Annotated in this window: 10 protein-coding genes; 7 read left to right on the plus strand and 3 right to left on the minus strand. The window is 73.5% G+C overall.

Features of this window, described 5'->3' with window-relative positions; genetic code table 11:
- The first annotated feature begins 55 nt into the window (after nt 1-55).
- The 6 genes from AB0K12_RS38115 (at nt 56) to rhaS (ending at nt 10,441) form a co-directional block, all read left to right on the plus strand.
- Nucleotides 56-1,402: a TIGR02678 family protein gene (locus AB0K12_RS38115; protein ID WP_364572243.1), complete on the plus strand. Its 1,347-nt coding sequence runs from the start codon at nt 56-58 to the stop codon at nt 1,400-1,402.
- Nucleotides 1,402-5,571 (plus strand): TIGR02680 family protein, encoded by a 4,170-nt coding sequence (locus tag AB0K12_RS38120; RefSeq protein ID WP_364572245.1) that lies wholly within the window; start codon nt 1,402-1,404, stop codon nt 5,569-5,571. Before AB0K12_RS38115 ends, AB0K12_RS38120 begins: the two co-directional genes overlap by 1 nt.
- A 203-nt stretch (nt 5,572-5,774) precedes the next feature.
- Nucleotides 5,775-7,280, plus strand: a complete 1,506-nt coding sequence (locus AB0K12_RS38125; RefSeq protein ID WP_364572247.1) for a sugar ABC transporter ATP-binding protein — start codon at nt 5,775-5,777, stop codon at nt 7,278-7,280.
- The gene (locus tag AB0K12_RS38130) at nt 7,277-8,284 is read left to right on the plus strand and encodes an ABC transporter permease (protein ID WP_364572249.1); all 1,008 of its coding nucleotides are present in this window, start codon (nt 7,277-7,279) and stop codon (nt 8,282-8,284) included. The genes AB0K12_RS38125 and AB0K12_RS38130 overlap by 4 nt, the downstream gene beginning before the upstream one ends.
- On the plus strand, nt 8,277-9,338 hold the full coding sequence (locus AB0K12_RS38135) for an ABC transporter permease (RefSeq protein ID WP_364572251.1): 1,062 nt from the start codon (nt 8,277-8,279) through the stop codon (nt 9,336-9,338). The genes AB0K12_RS38130 and AB0K12_RS38135 overlap by 8 nt, the downstream gene beginning before the upstream one ends.
- Before the next feature lie 32 nt (nt 9,339-9,370).
- Nucleotides 9,371-10,441, plus strand: a complete 1,071-nt coding sequence (gene rhaS / locus AB0K12_RS38140; protein ID WP_364572253.1) for a rhamnose ABC transporter substrate-binding protein — start codon at nt 9,371-9,373, stop codon at nt 10,439-10,441.
- A 12-nt stretch (nt 10,442-10,453) separates the two neighbouring features.
- Here rhaS and AB0K12_RS38145 read toward each other — a convergent pair whose 3' ends face one another.
- Together AB0K12_RS38145 and AB0K12_RS38150 are read right to left on the minus strand one after the other, a co-directional pair.
- A complete protein-coding gene (locus tag AB0K12_RS38145) occupies nt 10,454-11,377 on the minus strand; it encodes a carbohydrate kinase (RefSeq protein WP_364572255.1) in 924 nt (307 codons plus the stop codon).
- Nucleotides 11,378-11,575: 198 nt separating this feature from the next.
- Nucleotides 11,576-15,007, minus strand: a complete 3,432-nt coding sequence (locus tag AB0K12_RS38150; RefSeq protein ID WP_364572257.1) for a S8 family serine peptidase — start codon at nt 15,005-15,007, stop codon at nt 11,576-11,578.
- A gap of 131 nt (nt 15,008-15,138) precedes the next feature.
- Here AB0K12_RS38150 and AB0K12_RS38155 point away from each other — a divergent pair, with 131 nt between their 5' ends.
- Entirely contained in the window at nt 15,139-16,113 is a 975-nt protein-coding gene (locus AB0K12_RS38155) for a helix-turn-helix domain-containing protein (protein WP_364572259.1), read from the plus strand.
- A 53-nt stretch (nt 16,114-16,166) separates the two neighbouring features.
- Here AB0K12_RS38155 and AB0K12_RS38160 read toward each other — a convergent pair whose 3' ends face one another.
- Nucleotides 16,167-17,543: a PQQ-dependent sugar dehydrogenase gene (locus tag AB0K12_RS38160; protein ID WP_364572261.1), complete on the minus strand. Its 1,377-nt coding sequence runs from the start codon at nt 17,541-17,543 to the stop codon at nt 16,167-16,169.
- Between the last annotated feature and the right edge of the window lie 13 nt (nt 17,544-17,556).

Here is a 17,556-nt window from a genome sequence, read left to right on the forward strand (position 1 = left end):
CTTCCATGACGGCGGCGTGGCGGTGCGGTGGTTCGCGTGAGCGGGGGGTGGGGGCGTGAGCACCCTTGCCAACCAGCTCGTACGCGCCGAGAAAGAGGAGCTGGCCCGGGCCATCAGGACCCTGCTCGGACGTCCCCTGGTCTCGGCCCACGACGACCCGGCCGCCTTCGATCTGGTCAGGAAGCGGCGCGGGCCGCTCATCCAGTGGTTCGACTACTTCTGCGGCTGGCGGCTGGTCGTGGAGCCGCGTCAGGGGTACGCCCGGCTGGTCAAGGTCAGGTCAGAGCCCGGCGCCACCCGCCCGGCCAGACGCCGCCGCACCACCAGGGCCCCGTTCGACCGCCGCCGCTACACGCTGCTGTGCCTGTGCGCGGCCGAGCTGCTCACCTCCCCCGTCACCACGATCGGCATGCTGGCCGGGCGGGTGGCGCAGGCGGCCGCGGTGGAGCCGGGCGTGCCCGCGTTCGAGCCGGTGCGGGGTGAGGAGCGCGCGGCGTTCGTGGACGCGGTCAAGCTGCTGGAGCACTATGGCGCGCTCACCGCGATGGACGGCGCCACGGACGCCTACCTCGACGACGAGGACGCCAAGGTGCTCTACCGGGTGGACACGACCCGCGTCATCCGCCTCCTCGCCGCCCCGGTCGCCCCGTCCCGGTTGGCGGACACCTGGCGGGGCGGGACGGAAGAAGAGGCGCCCGAGGCGAGCCCGGGACGTGACCCGGAGAAGGCGCCCTGGGGGCTGCGCGGGGCGGCTGAGGTGGGCTCGGGGCTGCGCGGGGCGGCCGGGGACGGCTGGGAGTGGGGCGGCGCGGTGGTGGGGGAGCGGGGCGGGCCGCCGGATGCGCTGGTCGCCGAGGCGCGGTACGGCGCCGGCGAGCCCAGCGAGACCCAGCGCGCCCTGCACGCCCGCCACACCCTCATCCGCCGCCTGCTCGACGACCCCGTCGTCTACCGCGACGAGCTGACCCCCGCCCAGGCCGCGTACGCCGCCTCGCTGACCGGCCGCAGGCTGCTGCGCCGCGCGGCGGAGGAGGCCGGGTTCGTGCTGGAGGAGCGGGCCGAGGGGTTCCTGCTGGTCGATCCCGACGGGATCGCGACCGACAGCAGGTTCCCCGACGACGGCGGGCACGCCAAGGTGGCCGCCCTGCTCATGCTCGACCTGCTCGTCACCTCGGGCCCCGTCAGCGCGGCCCGGCTCGACGAGGAGGCCGCCGAGCTGCTGCGCCGCTTCCCGCAGTGGGCCAAGGCGTACCAGTCGGACGGCGGCGGGCCGCGGCTGGCCGCCGACGCGCTTGAGGTGCTCGTCCGGTTCGGGCTGGCCCGCCGTACGGGTGACCGGGTCGCGGCCCTGCCCGCCGCGGCCCGCTACCGGGTCGATCGCGCGGCCGTACAGGAGGATTGATGACCGTTACCGAGCTCGCCCCGCAGCGCGCCGCGCAGGGGATGGACGCCCGCTGGGTTCCGGTGCGCGCCGGGATACTCAACGTCTGGCGCTACTACGACGAGGTGTTCGAGTTCCACCGGGGGCGGCTGCTGCTGCGCGGGCCCAACGGCAGCGGCAAGTCGAAGGTGCTGGAGCTGCTGCTGCCGTACCTGCTGGACGCCAGCCTGAAGCCGAGCAGGCTGTCCACGTTCGGCGGCGGCGAGCGCACCATGCACTGGAACCTCATGGGCGACGGCGCCGGCGGCGCCACCCGGGTCGGGTACGTGTGGCTGGAGTTCCGGCACGCCGACGGCCGCTGGTTCACCTGCGGGGCGCGGCTGCAGGCCACCGTCCACACCAAGAACGTCACCGCCGCCTACTTCACCACCGACGCCCGCGTGGACGCCCCCGACGGCATCAGGCTCGTCGGCGAGGGCGGCCAGCCGCTCACCAAGGCGCAGCTCATCGACGAGCTGGGCCCGTCGGGCACCGTGCACGAGAGCGCCGAGTCGTACCGCGACGTCGTGCGCAGGACCCTTTATCGCGAGCTGAACGAGCAGCGCTACGACTCCCTGCTCACCGCGCTGCGCCAGCTCCGCACCCCCAAGCTGTCCGAACGCCTCGACCCCGGGCTGCTGTCCGACCTGCTGTCCAGCGCCCTGCCGCCGCTCGGCGAGGGCGAGATCCACGAGATCGCCGAGGGGTTCGAGCGGCTCGACCGGCAGCGCGAGGAGCTGCGGCGGCTCGACCGCGACGTGGAGGAGGCCGACCGGCTGGCCGAGCGGCAGCGCGGCTACGCCCAGCGCGTGCTGCGGGCCGCCGCCGCTGCCGTCACGTCGGCGTGGGAGCGGGTGGAGTCGCTGGCCGCCGAGGTCAAGGATCGGCGCGAGGCGCTCAAGGAGGCCGAACGCGAGCTCGCGGCCACGACCGTGCGGCTGGGGGAGGAGGAGGCCCAGGAGCTGGCCCTGGCCGCCCGGATCGACGGCTTGAAGGAGAGCGAGGCGTACCGGGAGGCCGGCGACCTCCACCGCCTCCGTACCGAGGCCCAGGCAGCCCACGAGACGGCGGCCCGCCTCCGCGACCAGGCCGGCCAGGCGGCCAGGGAAGTCTCGGCGAGACAGGCCCACGCCGACCGCGCCGCCGCCGCGGCCCGCACAGCCGCCGCTTTGGCCGACCGCGCCCGCACGGAGGCCCACCACGCCGCCGCCCGCGCCGGCCTGCTGTCCGTCCACGAGGAAGCAGCCGGCCGCACGGCCCTCCTGCCCGACCAGCCCCTTGCTCGCCCCGGTCTCCCGCCGGTCCACGAAGAGGCGGCGGACAACACCGGGAGCCGTGCGGGGCTGCCGTCCGCACCCGAAGAGGATGATCGGGCCGCGGGGCGCGTTGCCCCCTTCTCCGCCGATGAGCAGGGCGACGCGGAGGCGCTTGTGCGGAGGGGGAGGGAGCTGCTGCGGGCGGCCGTCAGCAGCAGGGCCGGGCAGATCAGGGAGGTCAGGGCGGGGGCGATCGCCCACGAGGAGGCTGTGGGGCGGCGGACCACGGCTGAGCGGGATCGTGACGATGCGCGTGACGATCTGGCCGCTGCTCAGGAGGGTCGTGAGCGGGCTGAGCGGGTGCGGGACGAGCGGGCTCGGGACCTGGCCGCCGCGCTGGGCGACTGGGCCGGCGGGTGTGCGCAGCTTCAGCTTGATCCTGCCACGCTGGCCGGCCTGGCCGAGGACTTCGAGCGGGCCGATGACCTCGTGAGCACGGCGCGGACGATGGCCGCCGTCGAGCTGGCGGCTCGGGAGCAGCAGCTGACCGGTCTGCGTGACCGGCTGGCCGGTGAGCGGGCCGAGCTGGCGCAGGAGCGGGAGCGGCTCAGCGATCAGACGGCGATCGAGCCGCCCGTCTCGCCCGCCCGTACCGCCGCCGGGCGGCTGGCCCGGCCTGGGCTGCCGTTGTGGCGGGCGGTGGCGTTCAGGTCAGGGCTCGATCCGGTCGCGCAGGCGGGGGTGGAGGCGGCGCTGGAGGCGTCCGGGCTGCTCGGCCTGTGGCTGCGTCCGGACGGCGGGTTCGACGCGGGCGAGCACGACGCGTTCGCGGTCGCCGCGCTGGCCCGCCCTGCGCCCGGCTACAGCCTGGCCCACGTGCTGCTCACCGAGGCGGACTCGCCGGTCTCGGCGGACGCCGTGCTGGGCGGCATCGCGTTCGCGCCCACCGCGATCGGCGTCGACCACCCGGCCGTGATCGGCGCCGACGGCACCTGGCGGCTCGGTCCTGCGGCGGGCCGCTGGGTCAAGCCGGAGCCCGCCTACATCGGCGCGACCGCCCGGGAGCGGGCCAGGCGGCGCCGCGTCGCCGAGCTGGACGACCGGCTGGGCGAGCTGGCCGGGCGGGTCGCCGAGTGCGACCACCTGCTGGCCGTGGTGGACGCCGACCGCGACACGCTGGCCGCCGAGCTGCGGCGCAGGCCCGACAGGCGGCCGTACGCGGAGTCGGTCCAGGCGCTCGACGACGCGGAGCGCAAGGTGGCGCTGCTGGAGGACCGGCTGCGCGCGTACGAGGAGCGGCTGCACGAGCGTGAGCAGGACGTGGCGCGGTCGCTGCGCCGCCTGACCGAGCTGGCCGACCGCCACGCGCTGCCCGCGGCGCCGTCCGCGCTGGACAACCTGGAGCAGGCGCTGCGCACCGCCGAGACGACCGGCGCCGTCTGGCACGACCGCCGCGCCGACGCCCGCGCCGCCGCCGAGCACGCCAGGCTGGCCGCCGAGACCGCCGCCCAGTACGAGCGGCTCGCCCTCGACGCCGTCGAACGCGCCGAACGGGCCGCCTCCGCCGCGGTCGTGCTGGCCGAGCGGCTGGCCGCGATCGAGGGCACGGCCGGCGCCGAGCAGCACGAGGTCCTCGCCAGGCTCCAGGAGTCCCAGGCCGCCTACCAGGACTGCCGCCGCGCCATCAAGCAGATCAACGACGGCCTGGCCCGGCTCAACGCCCGCCTGGGCCGCCTCAGCGGCGAGCTGTCCACCGCCGAGGACCGGCACGCCGAGGCCGCGCAGGCGCGCGATGAGGCATCGGGCCGCTTCCGCCGCCTGGCCTCCGGTCACCTGCCGGCCGACGCGGGCGTGACACTGGAGCCGGACTCGGAGGCCGGGCCGGTGCTGGAGGCGGCGAGGGTGGTGGCGGAGCGGCTGGGGGCGGTGCCGTTCGAGGGCAAGCAGGTCAGGGAGGCTGAGGCGCGGTTGCGGGATGCGGTGCATCGTGCCAGGGAGGCGCTGGGCGGGCGGGCGGAGCTGGAGCTGACGCCCGACGACGACGTGCAGGTGCTGACCGCGACCGTCAACGGGGTGCGGGCCGGGGCGGCGGCGCTCGGGAGAGTCCTGCACCAGGAGCGGGACGCGCGGCGGCGGGACATCACCGAGGCCGAGCGGGACCTGTTCGACCGCACGCTGGCCGGCGACACGCGCCGGCATCTCGCCGACCGCATCAGGCAGGCGACGGCGCTGGTGGAGGCGATGAACCAGCGGCTCGAACGGGTCCGCACCGCGTCCAAGGTGGCGGTGCGGCTGGTGTGGCAGGTCGACCCCACGCAGTCGCCCGGCACCCGCGCCGCCCGCGACCTGCTGCTGCGCGACCCGGCCGGCCTGAGCGAGGCCGACAGGGAGGCCCTGTACGTCTTCTTCAGGGACCGCGTCGAGGAGGCCAGGGCCGACGACTCGTCGGCGAGCTGGGAGGACCAGCTCATGAAGGTGCTCGACTACACCGCCTGGCACCGCTTCGTGGTCAAGCTGGACAGGGGCGACGGCCAGGGCTGGCAGGACCTGACGCGCAAGCTGCACGGCGCCCTGTCGGGCGGGGAGAAGGCGATCGTGCTGCACCTGCCGCTGTTCGCCGCCGTGGCCGCGCACTACCTGACCGACCCGGGCTGCCCGCGCTTCATCCTGCTGGACGAGGTGTTCGTGGGGGTGGACAGGGCGAACCGCGGCCAGGTGTTCGACCTGCTGGTGAACCTGGGCCTGGACCTGGTGCTGACGTCCGACCACGAGTGGTGTGAGTACCGCGAGCTGGACGGCATCGCCATCCACCAGCTCATCACGGGGGACGGCGACGACGCGGTGACGACGGCCAGGTTCGTGTGGAACGGCTACCGGACGATCCCAGCCGAGTGACCGAGCCGAGTGAGCGCGTACGTCCCGGATGAGCGCTGGATGTCCGGAAGCGCGGGCCCCGCGCGACCGGTTGGTGTCTAAATCGTTTTAGAAATTTTATGACCGGATCCACGTCGGGTACCGGCAGTATTGACACGTAACTCCCCGCCGTTTTACGTTCTGGACACATTAAAACGTTTCGCCTGAACGGCGCCGGAGGGCGTATGAGTGAATCTCCTCCCATCCTGTCGCTCCGCGATGTCAGCAAGTCCTTCGGCGCGGTCCGTGCCCTGTCGGGCGTGCGGCTCGACCTGTACGCCGGCGAGGCGCACGGCCTGGTGGGAGAGAACGGGGCGGGAAAGTCCACGCTGGTGAAGGTCCTCGCCGGCGCCCACTCGGCCGACGCCGGCGCGCTGACCGTGGACGGGAAGGAGCTGAGGCTCTCGGGCCCCGCCGACGCCCAGGCTGCCGGAATAGCCGTGATCTATCAGGAACCGACGCTTTTCCCGGATTTGTCGGTTTCCGAGAACATCTTCATGAGCCGCCAGCCATTACGCGGCCTGCGCCGCATCGACGCCAAAGCCATGCGCGCGGCCACGTCCGAGCTGTTCGCCAGGCTCGGCGTCGGGCTCGACCCCGACCGGCCCGCTCGCGGCCTGTCCATCGCCGACCAGCAGCTCGTCGAGATCGCCAAGGCGCTCGCGTTCGACGCCCGCGTCCTCGTCATGGACGAGCCCACCGCCGCACTGTCCGGCGTCGAGGTCGAGCGGCTGTTCTCGGTCGTCGGGTCGCTGCGCGAGGCGGGCGCGGCCGTGCTGTTCATCTCCCACCGCTTCGACGAGATCTTCACCCTCTGCAAGCGGATCACGGTGATGCGCGACGGCCGCTGGGTCTCGACCGGCCCGGCATCCGGCCTCACCGTCGAGGAGCTGGTCCGCAGGATGGTCGGCCGCGAGGTGTCCGCGCTCTATCCGAAGACGGCGGCGGACGTCGGCGACCCCCGCCTGGAGGTACGCGGCCTGACCAGGCACGGCGTCTTCGAGGACGTCTCGTTCACCGTGCGCGGCGGCGAGATCGTGGCGCTGGCCGGGCTCGTCGGAGCCGGGCGCAGCGAGGTCGCGCGGGCCGTGTTCGGCGTGGACAGGCCCGACGCCGGCGAGGTGACCGTCGAGGGCAAGACGCTGCCGCCCGGCGACACCGCCGCCGCCATCGCCGCGGGGCTGGCCCTCGTCCCCGAGGACCGCCGCCAGCAGGGCCTGGTCATGGAGCTGTCGGTGGCACGCAACGCCACCCTCACCAGGCGCTGGTCGCTGAGCAGGCTCGGGCTGCTGTTCGGCGGCGCCGAGCGGGCCGCGGCCCGCATCTGGAGCGAGCGCCTCCAGGTCAAGACCGCCCGCCTCACCGACCCCGTCTCCACCCTGTCGGGCGGCAACCAGCAGAAGGTGGTGCTGGCCAAGTGGCTGTCGACCGAGCCGCGCGTGCTCATCGTGGACGAACCCACCCGCGGCATCGACGTCGGCACCAAGGCCGAGGTGCACCGGCTGCTGTCGGAGCTGGCCGGGCAGGGCGTCGCGGTGCTGATGATCTCCAGTGAGCTGCCCGAGGTGCTGGGCATGGCCGACCGCGTGCTCGTCATGCACGAGGGCAGGCTGGTGGCCGACATCCCCCGTACGCGGGCCGACGAGGAGTCGGTGATGCTGGCCGCGACAGGACAGGGCGGCACCGCATGACCGCCGTCACCGAGGGCACCCGGCTCGTGCACCGGGTGTTCGTGATCAGAGAGCTCGGCATCGCCGCCGCGCTGGTGCTGCTCGTGGCCGTGACCGTGCTGGTCAACCCGCGCTTCCTGACCGCGCAGGGCATCAAGGACCTGCTGCTCGGCTCGACCATCCTCGCCGTGCTCGCCGTCGGGCAGAGCATCGTCGTCATCACCCGCAACGTGGACCTGTCGGTCGGGTCGGTGCTGGGGCTGTCGGCGTTCGCGACGGGCAGCCTGTTCGTGGCGAACCCCGGCCTGCCCATCCCGGTCGCGCTGGCGGCCGGCGTGCTGCTCGGCGCTGCCTGCGGAGCCGTGAACGGCGCGCTCATCGCCGCCGCCCGCGTCCCCGCGCTCGTGGTGACGCTCGGCACCCTGTACGTCTTCCGCGGCGTCGACTACACCTGGGCCACCGGCCGGCAGATCAACGCCGCCGACATGCCGCCCGGCTTCCTGCGCATGGGCAGCGCGACCCTGCTGGGGGTGCCGGTGCTGGCGCTGTTCGCCGTGGTGGTGCTGGTGGCCGCCGGCTACTACCTGCGGACGTACCGCAGCGGCAGGGAGCTGTACGCCATCGGCTCCAGCCCGCCCGCCGCCCGCCTCGCGGGCATCCCGGTGGGCCGGCGGGTGTTCACCGCGTTCGTCGTCTCCGGCGCGCTCGCGGGCCTGGCCGGCGTCCTGTACGCGGCCCGCTTCGGCACTCTCGACGCCAACGCGGGCAACGGCTTCGAGCTCAACGTGGTGGCCGCCGTCGTGGTCGGCGGCGTGGCCATCTTCGGCGGCAGCGGCTCGGTCTACGGCGCCGCGCTCGGCGCGGTGCTGCTCACCACGATCAGCAGCGCGCTGCCGGTGCTCGGGGTGAGCCCGTTCTGGCAGCGGGCCGCCGTCGGCGCGCTCATCCTGGCCGCGATCGGCCTGGACCGCGCGCTGGCCGTCCGCATGGCCAGGACGTTGCGAGGAAGGAGCGGCCGTGGCTGAGGCGGTAGGAGACGGCGCGGGGAGCAGCATGGAGACGGGCACAGGGACGGGCGCGGGGAGCGGCGGCGCGATCAGGCGGGTGCGGGCGGTGGCCGGGTCCTGGGACGCCGTGCTCGTTGTGGCCCTGATCCTGGTCGTCGCGATCGGCGCGCTCAGCATCGAAGGCGTGGCCAGCCCGCGTTTCTGGCGGTTCGTCACGCTGGAGGTCATCCCGATCGCGCTCATCGCGCTCCCCATGACCCTGGTGATCATCACCGGCGAGATCGACCTGTCGGTGGCCAGCATCCTCGGCCTGACCTGCACCGTCATGGGCCAGCTCTGGCTGTGGGGCATCACCTCGCTGCCCGTGGTGATCGTGCTCTGCCTGCTGCTGGGCGCGCTGCTCGGCGCGGTCAACGGGCTGTTCGTGACCGGCTTCGGGCTGCCGTCGCTGGCGGTGACGATCGGCACGCTCGCGTTGTACCGGGGCCTGGCGTACGTCGTGCTCGGCGACCAGGCGGTGGCCGACTACCCGCCCGAATGGACGACGGGCGCGATCGCCGCCATCCCCGGGCTCACCATCCCGTGGATGATCATCGTGGTCGCCGCCCTGGCGATCGTCTTCGCGCTCGTGCTGCACGCCACCCCGATCGGCCGCGGCCTGTACGCCATCGGCAACAACGCCGAGGCCGCCCGCTTCACCGGCATCGGCGTGGCCCGCACGAAGTTCTGGCTGTTCGTCGCCACCGGCGCCATGTCGTCGCTGGCCGGCGTCTTCTGGACGCTGCGCTTCGCCAGCGCCCGCGCCGACAACGGCATGGGCCTCGAACTCGCCGTGGTGGCCGCGGTGCTGCTCGGCGGCGTGTCCATCTTCGGCGGGCGCGGCGGGCTGCTCGGCGTCATCGCCGCCGTCGTCCTGCTCGGCACGCTGCGCAACGCGCTGCAGCTCGCGTACGTGCCGGCCAACACCCTGACCATCATCACCGGATCCCTGCTCATCGTCTCCGTAGTGGGACCCAACGTCGCCGGCATGGCGCGCGAGCGGTTGCGCCGGCGACGATCCGTCACCCCCTGACCGCGATCGCGGGCCGCGAAAGGAACTCCATCATGGCAGCGAGAACTCGAGGAGGCAGGGCCGTCGCCCTGGCGGTGCTCACCGCGTTCAGCCTCGCCGTCACCGGTTGTGCGAGCCAGGAAGAGCCGGCCGGCCGGCCGGCTCCCGGCGCGTCCTCCGCCGGCACGGGGACGATCAAGGAGGGACTGAAGGTCGCCTTCCTCCCGAAGCAGGTGAACAACCCGTACTTCGACGCCTCCGACAACAAGGGCGGCAAGGTCGCGGTCGAGGAGTTCAAGGGCGTCTACAGCCAGACCGGCCCCTCGGAGGCCAGCCCGTCGGCGCAGGTCAGCTACATCAACACGCTGTCGCAGCAGGGCACCGACGTGATCGTGGTGTCCGCCAACGACAAGGACGCCATCTGCGGCGCCCTCCAGGAGGCCCGCACCGCCGGGGCGAAGGTGGTCACGTACGACTCCGACACCAACCCCTCCTGCCGGGACGTCTTCATCAACCAGGCCAGCGCGGAGGGCATCGCCGCCTCGCAGATCAAGCTCATCGGCGAGGCGGTCGGGGAGGAGGGCGGCGAGATCGCGATCCTGTCGGCGACCGCGAACGCCACCAACCAGAACGCCTGGATCGAGATGATGAAGACCGAGCTGGCCAAGCCCGAGTACGCCAAGCTCAAGCTGGTCGACACCGTCTACGGCGACGACGACGACCAGAAGTCGTTCCAGGAGACGCAGGGCCTGCTGGCCAAGCACCCGAACCTCAAGGGCATCATCTCGCCGACCACGGTCGGCGTCGCGGCGGCGGCCCGCTACCTGTCCGGCTCGGAGTACAAGGGCAAGGTGCAGCTGACCGGACTGGGCACGCCCAACCAGATGCGGGCGTACGTCAAGGACGGCACCGTCACCTCGTTCGCCCTGTGGAACCCGTCCGACCTCGGCTACCTGGCCGCCTACACCGGCGGCGCGCTGGCCTCCGGGCTGATCACCGGCAAGGAGGGCGAGACGTTCAAGGCGGGCAAGCTCGGCGACTACACCGTCGGCAAGGACGGCACGGTCCTGCTGGGCGACCCGTTCGTCTTCACCAAGGACAACATCGACGACTTCGACTTCTGAGCCGCCCGGACATCAGAGCTGGCGGGACCAGGGTGGGTCGGCGCCGGGGACCGTGCAGGTCAGCGCCGCCACCCGGGTCCCGAAGGTCGCCGCCGCGACGGCGGTGTCCAGGTCGAGCGCGTCCAGCCGCCCGCCGAGCAGCCCCTGCGCCTCCAGGTGGTGCAGCAGCCCGGCGGTGAACGCGTCGCCGGCCCCGACCGTGTCGGCCACCTCGACGCGGATCGCGGGCACGGTGGCGCGCTCGCCGTCCAGCGACACCAGCGCGCCCTCGGCGCCGAGCGTGACCACGATCAGCCGGGCGCCCGCCTCGTGCCACCGGTCGCAGGCCGCCTCCGCCGGGGTGCCCGGCAGCAGCACCGCGAGATCGTCATCGCTCAGCCGCAGCACGTCGGCGTACGCGCACCACCGCTCCACCCGGTAGTCCTCAGGCGCGGCCAGGCTGCGGCGCACGTTGGGGTCGATCGAGACCGTGACCCGCTCATGGGCGGCCCGCGCGAACTCCTCCACGGCCGCCGCGCCGGGCGGCTTGACCAGCGCGAGCGAGCCGGTGTGCAGGCAGGTCGCGTCTCCGAGCCGCTCCGGGCCCAGCTCGTGGGGCGTCCACTGCCAGTCGGCGGTGCCCTGGGCGTAGAAGGTGTACGCGGCCCGCCCGCCCGCGTCCAGCGCGGCCACCGCGAGCGTGCTCGGCTCACCGGCCGCGATCGCCGCCGACAGGTCCACGCCCGAGGCGGCCAGCCGGGTACGGAACACCTGCCCGAAGACGTCACCCGACAGCCGTCCCAGGAACCTGGCCCGCGTGCCGAGCCGCGCGAGCCCCACCGCCGTGTTCGCGGGCCCGCCTCCAGGGAACACCCGCAACCCCATGCCCGTCCCGCCCGCGGACGGTGCGGAATCGGTGAAGGCGTCGGCGACGCACTCGCCGAGCACAGCGATCATCGGGCCCGCCTCTCTCCCCGGGGACGCTGCCGTTTCCGCACGGCCGGGAGCATGGACGCTCCCCGGGACGGAGTTCATCATCGCAGCCCGTACGCCGTCATGATGAGCGCCGGGTGGCCACGCCGCCCGGATCGCGTCCCCTGGGCACGCACAAGGGGGCCGCCCCTTCCGGGACGGCCCCCCTCATGCGGTCGATCGTCAGCGCTTGACCGTGAAGTGGCCGGTCAGGGGACCGAGCGTGACGGTGTAGCCGCCCGCCTCGGAGCGGCGCAGGTCGAAGGTGACCCGGGCGTCCTTGCCGGGCTTCAGGGAAACCTCCCGCCGCTGCTCCTCGGCCCCGTTCACCCGGACCACCGCCTGGTACGAGCCGGCCTGCTCGCCCACGTTCTTCACCAGCGCCCGCACCTTCACGCGCCCTGACCTGGACGACTCGGGCGTCACCGACAGGTCACTCAGGGCGAACAGCGCCTCGGGCCCGGCCACCAGGTCGTGCACGAAGACGTCCGAGCGCTTGTTGGTGTCGCCCTCGACCAGGTTGGCCGAGGTGCTCTCGAAGGCCACGTACCGGCCGTCCGCGCTGATCGACGGCAGCGCGGCCCGGCCGTCGCCACCCGTCCCGCCGGGCGCGCCGGACAGCAGCGTGGTGGTGCCGGCCGTCACGTCCCGCAGGAAGACGTCGCTGAGGTTGTTGTCGTCGCCCTCGGCGAGCCGCCCCGAGTCGCTGTAGAAGGCGACCTTGGTGCCGTCGGCCGACAGCGAGGGGGCGAAGGTCAGGCCGCCGGCGCCGGTGCCGTCCAGGGTGACCGACACCAGCTGGGCCTTGCCGGTGGCCAGGTCGTGCACGTAGATCTCGCCGAGGCCGACGCCGTTGGAGTACGCCACGGCGGTGCCGTTCGGGCTGATCACCGGCCCGACGGTCTCGGTGGCCGGATCGGGCCCGGTCACGCGGGTGAGCGTCTTGGCCTGCCGGTCCAGCACGAAGGTGTCGATCACGCCGTTGTCGTCGCCGGGCACCAGGTCGGACGCGTCGCTCTGGAAGGCCACGTACCGGCCGTCCGCGCTGATCGTGGCCTCGCGGGCGTTGCCGTTGACCTCGGTCCCGTCCTGCGTCACCGAGATCCGCTCGGTGGTGCCGGTCTGCCGGTCGCGCAGGAACACGTCGTTGCGCCCGTTGGTGTCGCCGGGGACGAGGTTCGAGGCCATGCTGTCGAAGACCGCGTACCGGCCGTCCGCGCTGAACCTCGGCGCGCCCGACAGGTCGTTGCCCGGCTCGCCCTTCGAGGACACCGAGATCATCTCGGTCGTCCCCGTCTGCCGGTCGTGCAGGAACGCGTCCGTCTGGCCGTTGGCGTCGCCGGGGACGAGGTTGGTGGAGAAGCTGCTGAACCCGACGTACCGGCCGTCGTGGCTGACCGTCGGCGACAGCGAGAACGAGTCGCCGAGCCCGCCGCCGGTCGGCACCGAGACCCGCTCGGTCACCCGGGTCCGCCGGTCGGTGGCGAAGATGTCCAGCTCGCCGTTCGTGTCGGCGTCGTCGGTGAGGTTGGAGGCGAAGGTGGCGTACACCACCACGTTCCCGTCACCGCTCAGCTCCGGCCACCAGGCCTCGTGGTTGCCCTGGCGGCCGTCCGTGCCGAGCGACAGCCGCTCGGTGGGGGAGCGGCGGGGCAGCGTGAGGTCAGCCTCCGCCCGATGCTTTCCGACGGTGACCTCCACGTCGGGCGACCTGGACACCCCGGGGGCGTGCGCGGCGATCCGGTACGCGCCGACCGGCACGTCCTTGATCGTGTAGCGGCCCTTCGCGTCGGTCACGGCGGTCAGCTCGTCGGGCACGCCGAGCACCTCGACCGTCGCGCCGGGCACGGTCGTGCCGGTCGGCCCGTACGACACCCGGCCCGAGATCGTGCTCCACCTGGTCCGCTCCAGCTGCACCCGCTCGTCGGAGAGCCGGTCGGCGCGGACCGTGACCGTCGTCCTCGTGTCCTCGTAGCCGAACCTGGACAGCGTCAGCTCGTGCCGCCCGGCGGGCAGCCGCAGCTCGAAGCGGCCGTCCGCGTCCGTCTCCGTGCTGCGCCCGCCGACGCCCACCCGCACGCCGGCCAGCGGCTTGCGGGAGCGCCGGTCGGTGACGGTGCCGCGCACGCCGCTGGTGAGCGCCGCCTCGGCGACCGCCGCGTAGGCGTCGATGCGGCCCTGGCCATAGCGGGGGTTCGGGAGCGGGCCGTAGCGGTCGTCGGAGACCGACGTGCCGGCCAGGATCTCCTCGGCCGCGTCCACGGTCAGGCCGGGACGGGCCTCCAGCATGAGGGCGACCGTGCCCGACACGTGCGGGGTGGCCATCGAGGTGCCGTTCAGCGCGGCGTACCCGCCGCCCGGCATCGCCGACACCACGTCCACGCCGGGGGCGGAGATGTCCGGCACCACGTACGAGTCGGGCCACTCGGGCGGGGCGTGGAACCAGTCGGTCGACCGGACCACGCCGCCGCAGGAGAAGTCGGGCACGTCGTCGTTGACGTCGGTCGCGCCCACGGCCACCGACTCGTACACGTTGCCCGGGCTGCCGGACTGGCCCTCCGCGCAGTCGTTGCCGATCGCGAAGGACGGGAACGCGCCCGCGCGGTAGATGTTCCTGGCCGGCTCGACCAGCTCGTCGGCGTAGCCCTCGGCGCCCAGCGACATGCTGACCACGTCGGCCGGCTCGCCCGCCGGGGTGCCGTCCGCCGCGTACGGCGCCAGCGCCCACTGCATGCCCGCGACCACCTGCGCGAGCGTGCCCTGGCCGCCCGGGATGACCAGCCCGGCCATCAGCTCGGCCCCTGGCGCGACGCCGATCTTCGTGCCGGACGCGTCGCCGCCCGCGATCGTGCCCGCCACGTGCGTGCCGTGGAAGGAGCTGTCGTGCGGCTCGCTCGGCACGGGCTTGCCGTCCGGGCCGAACTCGATCCAGCCGCCCGCGTGCTCCTTGCCCGTCCCGGCCAGCTTGCCCTGCAGGTCGGGGTGGGTGATGTCGACGCCGGTGTCGAGCACGGCCACCCGGACGCCCTTGCCGGTCAGCCCGCGCTCCTGCTGGACGCGGTCGGCGCCGATCTTGGTGAGACCCCACGTGGCGGGCTCGGCCGCCATGGTCTTCGGCGCGGGCGCGCGGTCGGGCTCGGGGGCGGTGAGGGTGAAGTTCGGGATGATCCGGTCGACCAGCTCCAGCTCGGCCAGGGCGGCCAGGGTGGCGGGCGTGACGCGTACCAGGATCATGTTCTTCAGCCAGAACGTGTTGACCACCTGGTCGCCGCGCGAGCGCACGAACGCGGCCACCGGGTCCTGCACCGGCTCCGCGCTCGCCTTCAGCGCGGCGCGGGCCTGCACGGGGGTGCCGGTCGCGGGCGGCTGCCGCAGGGTGCGCAGCACGACGAGCGCCTCGATGCGGTCACCGGCGGTCCTCATCCGCTCGGTCAGCTTGGCGTCGATCTTCTGGTCCGGCTTCTGGCCCGGGGCGGGGGCGCCGGACGGGGCGGTCTGCGCCTCGGCCGGGCTCGCGGGGACGAGCGTCCCGTACGTCGCGGTCGTCAGCAGAACCGCTGGTAAGACGGCGGCGAGCAGACGGCGACCGGGCGAGCGGCGAGGGGACAGCGGCATGATGCTCCTTCATTCCTGTGGCCACTGGGGCCGATGGTGCTCAAGAACGCTGACATCTTCCGCCTTTTCCTGACAAGCTTGGTTAGTGACGAGTTTCCGTCATGTGTCGCTATTCAGACAGGAGGAGCGGGGTGCTGGAGGCGATCGGGCTCAGCCCTCAGGACGAAGAGGTGTACGACGCGCTCGTCCGCCGCACGCAGGCCACGGTCGCCGAGATCGTCGCCGACTGCCACCTGCCGGCCACCGCCGCCCGCCGTATCCTGCAGTCGCTGCTCGACCTCGGCCTGGCCACCCGCTCCACCGGCCGGCCCACCCGCTACGTCGCCGTCTCGCCGGACAGCAGCCTCGAGGCCATCCTGCGCGAGCGGGAACGGGAGCTGGACGGCGTACGCGCCCACATCCGCGCCCTCATGGACGTCTACCGCGCCGGCACCCGCTTCGCCCACCCCGGCGAGCTGATCGAGGTCGTCTCAGGGCGGGACGAGGTCAACCACCGGTGGGTGCAGATGCAGCAGGACACGCGGGCCCAGATGCGCGGCTTCGACCGCCCGCCGTACGCGGCCCCCGCCCAGCACCGCGAGCCCAACCCCGTCGAGCTGGACCTGCTGCGGCGCGGCGTGCGCTACCGCGTCATCTACGAGAGCAGCGTGCTGGAGATGCCCGGCTGGCTGGAGGACGTCACGGTCGGCGTGCAGCACGGCGAGCAGGCCAGGATCCATCCCGGCCTGCCGATGAAGCTCGGCATCTCCGACGACCGGCTCGCCATCATCCCGCTGATGCGGGCCGGGGACGACGTGCTCTCCGCGTCGTACCTGATCCACCCGTCGCCGCTGCTCGACGCGCTGATCGCGCTGTTCGAGGCGTTGTGGGAGCGCAGCGTCCCCGTGCGGCTCAACGGCGAGCTCGCCTCCGAGCAGGAGCTGTCGCCGGACGAGGAACGGCTGCTCACCCTGCTCGCCGCCGGCGCCGCGGACCGCTCGGCGGCGCGGGCGCTGGGCTGGAGCGAACGCACGGTCCAGCGCCACCTCACCAAGCTGATGCGCCGCCTCGGCGCCCAGACCCGCTTCCAGGTGGCCATGGAGGCCACCCGCCGCGGCTGGATCTGACCACCCCCACCCCGCCGGGCCCCGAGCCTCAGGTCATGGCCGCGTCAGGTGGGTTACGAGCACTGGTAGGCGGTGGGGAGGCCGGTGTCGCCGGCCGGTCGGGTGGCCTGGAAGCCGAACGTGGTGCTCTGGCCCGCCGCCAGGGTGCCGTTGTGGGCGGTGTTCCTGGCCGTGACGGTCCGGCCGGAGACGGTCAGGGCCGCGTTCCAAGAGCCGGTCACCGTGTGGCCGGGCGGCAGGGTGAAGGTCACGGTCCAGGCGGTCTGGGGTGACGTGCCGTCGTTGGTGACGGTCACCGGCTGGATGACGTAGCCGGTGCTCCACTGGGTCTGGGTGGTGGCCGTGGCCGTGCAGGCGCCGGAGGGGCCGCCGCCCTCGTCCGTCGCCTGCGGGACGCGGACGATGCGGTCGTCCTGGGCCACCGGGGTGCCGCGGCCGTCGCGGTTGCTGGTCGACACCCAGAGGTGACCGTCCGGGCCCGCCGCCACCGCGCGCAGCCGGCCGTAGGAGCGGAGCTGCGCCACCGGGGTGCCCGGCGTGCCGTCGGTCAGCGGGATCACCCAGAGCCGCTGGCCGCGCAGCGCCGCCGCGTACAGGGCGCCGTCGGCGTACGCCAGTCCGCTGGGCGACGACTCGGCGGTGGACCACGTGACGATCGGGTCGCGGTAGGAGCCGTTGCCGCAGGTGCCCTCGCACACCGGCCAGCCGTAGTTGCCGCCCGCGACGATCCTGTTGATCTCGTCCCAGGTGTTCTGTCCGAACTCGGAGGCGTACATCCGGCCCGCCTCGTCCCACGCCAGGCCCTGCACGTTGCGGTGGCCGTAGCTCCACACCCGCGAGCCGGGGAACGGGTTGCCCGACGGCACCCCGCCCTCCGGCGTCATGCGCAGGATCTTGCCGGCCGGGCTGTTCAGGTTTTGGGCGTTGGAGGTGGTGCCGGCGTCGCCGGTGGCGACGTACAGCATGCCGTCGGGGCCGAACGCGATGCGGCCGCCGTCGTGGATCGTCGCGCTCGGCACCCCCGAGAAGAGCACCTCCTGCGTCTGCGGGGCCGTCAGCCGCAGCCTGACCAGGCGGTTGTCGCCGGCGGTGCTGGTGAAGTACGCGTAGACCCAGCCGTCCTGCGCGTACGACGGCGAGACCGCGATGCCCAGCAGGCCGCTCTCACCCGACGCGCGCACCCCGCTGATCGTCGCCACCGGCGACGGCGCCTGCCCCGGGCGTACCTGCATGATGCGGCCCGTGTTGCGCTCCGACACCAGCGCGCCGCCGTCGGGCAGGAACGCGATCGCCCACGGCACCTGCAGCCCCGTGACCGACACCTCCGCCCGCGAGAAGTCGAACCCCGCCTGCGCACCTGAGGCGGCCGGCGCACCCAGGCCGAGGGCGAGCAGGGTGAGAACCAGGACCGGGATGAGGCGGGTACGCATGACGGGCTCCTTG

It is taken from the genome of Nonomuraea sp. NPDC049419, assembly GCF_040676995.1.
Lineage (GTDB): Bacteria > Actinomycetota > Actinomycetes > Streptosporangiales > Streptosporangiaceae > Nonomuraea > Nonomuraea salmonea.

What these genes read in the sequence shown, in the direction of transcription:
- AB0K12_RS38160 (WP_364572261.1), bottom strand. Translation starts at nt 17,543, where the DNA reads ATGCGTACCCGCCTCATCCCGGTCCTGGTTCTCACCCTGCTCGCCCTC.
- rhaS (WP_364572253.1), top strand. Translation starts at nt 9,371, where the DNA reads ATGGCAGCGAGAACTCGAGGAGGCAGGGCCGTCGCCCTGGCGGTGCTC.
- AB0K12_RS38130 (WP_364572249.1), top strand. Translation starts at nt 7,277, where the DNA reads ATGACCGCCGTCACCGAGGGCACCCGGCTCGTGCACCGGGTGTTCGTG.
- AB0K12_RS38145 (WP_364572255.1), bottom strand. Translation starts at nt 11,377, where the DNA reads ATGATCGCTGTGCTCGGCGAGTGCGTCGCCGACGCCTTCACCGATTCC.
- AB0K12_RS38120 (WP_364572245.1), top strand. Translation starts at nt 1,402, where the DNA reads ATGACCGTTACCGAGCTCGCCCCGCAGCGCGCCGCGCAGGGGATGGAC.
- AB0K12_RS38125 (WP_364572247.1), top strand. Translation starts at nt 5,775, where the DNA reads ATGAGTGAATCTCCTCCCATCCTGTCGCTCCGCGATGTCAGCAAGTCC.
- AB0K12_RS38150 (WP_364572257.1), bottom strand. Translation starts at nt 15,007, where the DNA reads ATGCCGCTGTCCCCTCGCCGCTCGCCCGGTCGCCGTCTGCTCGCCGCC.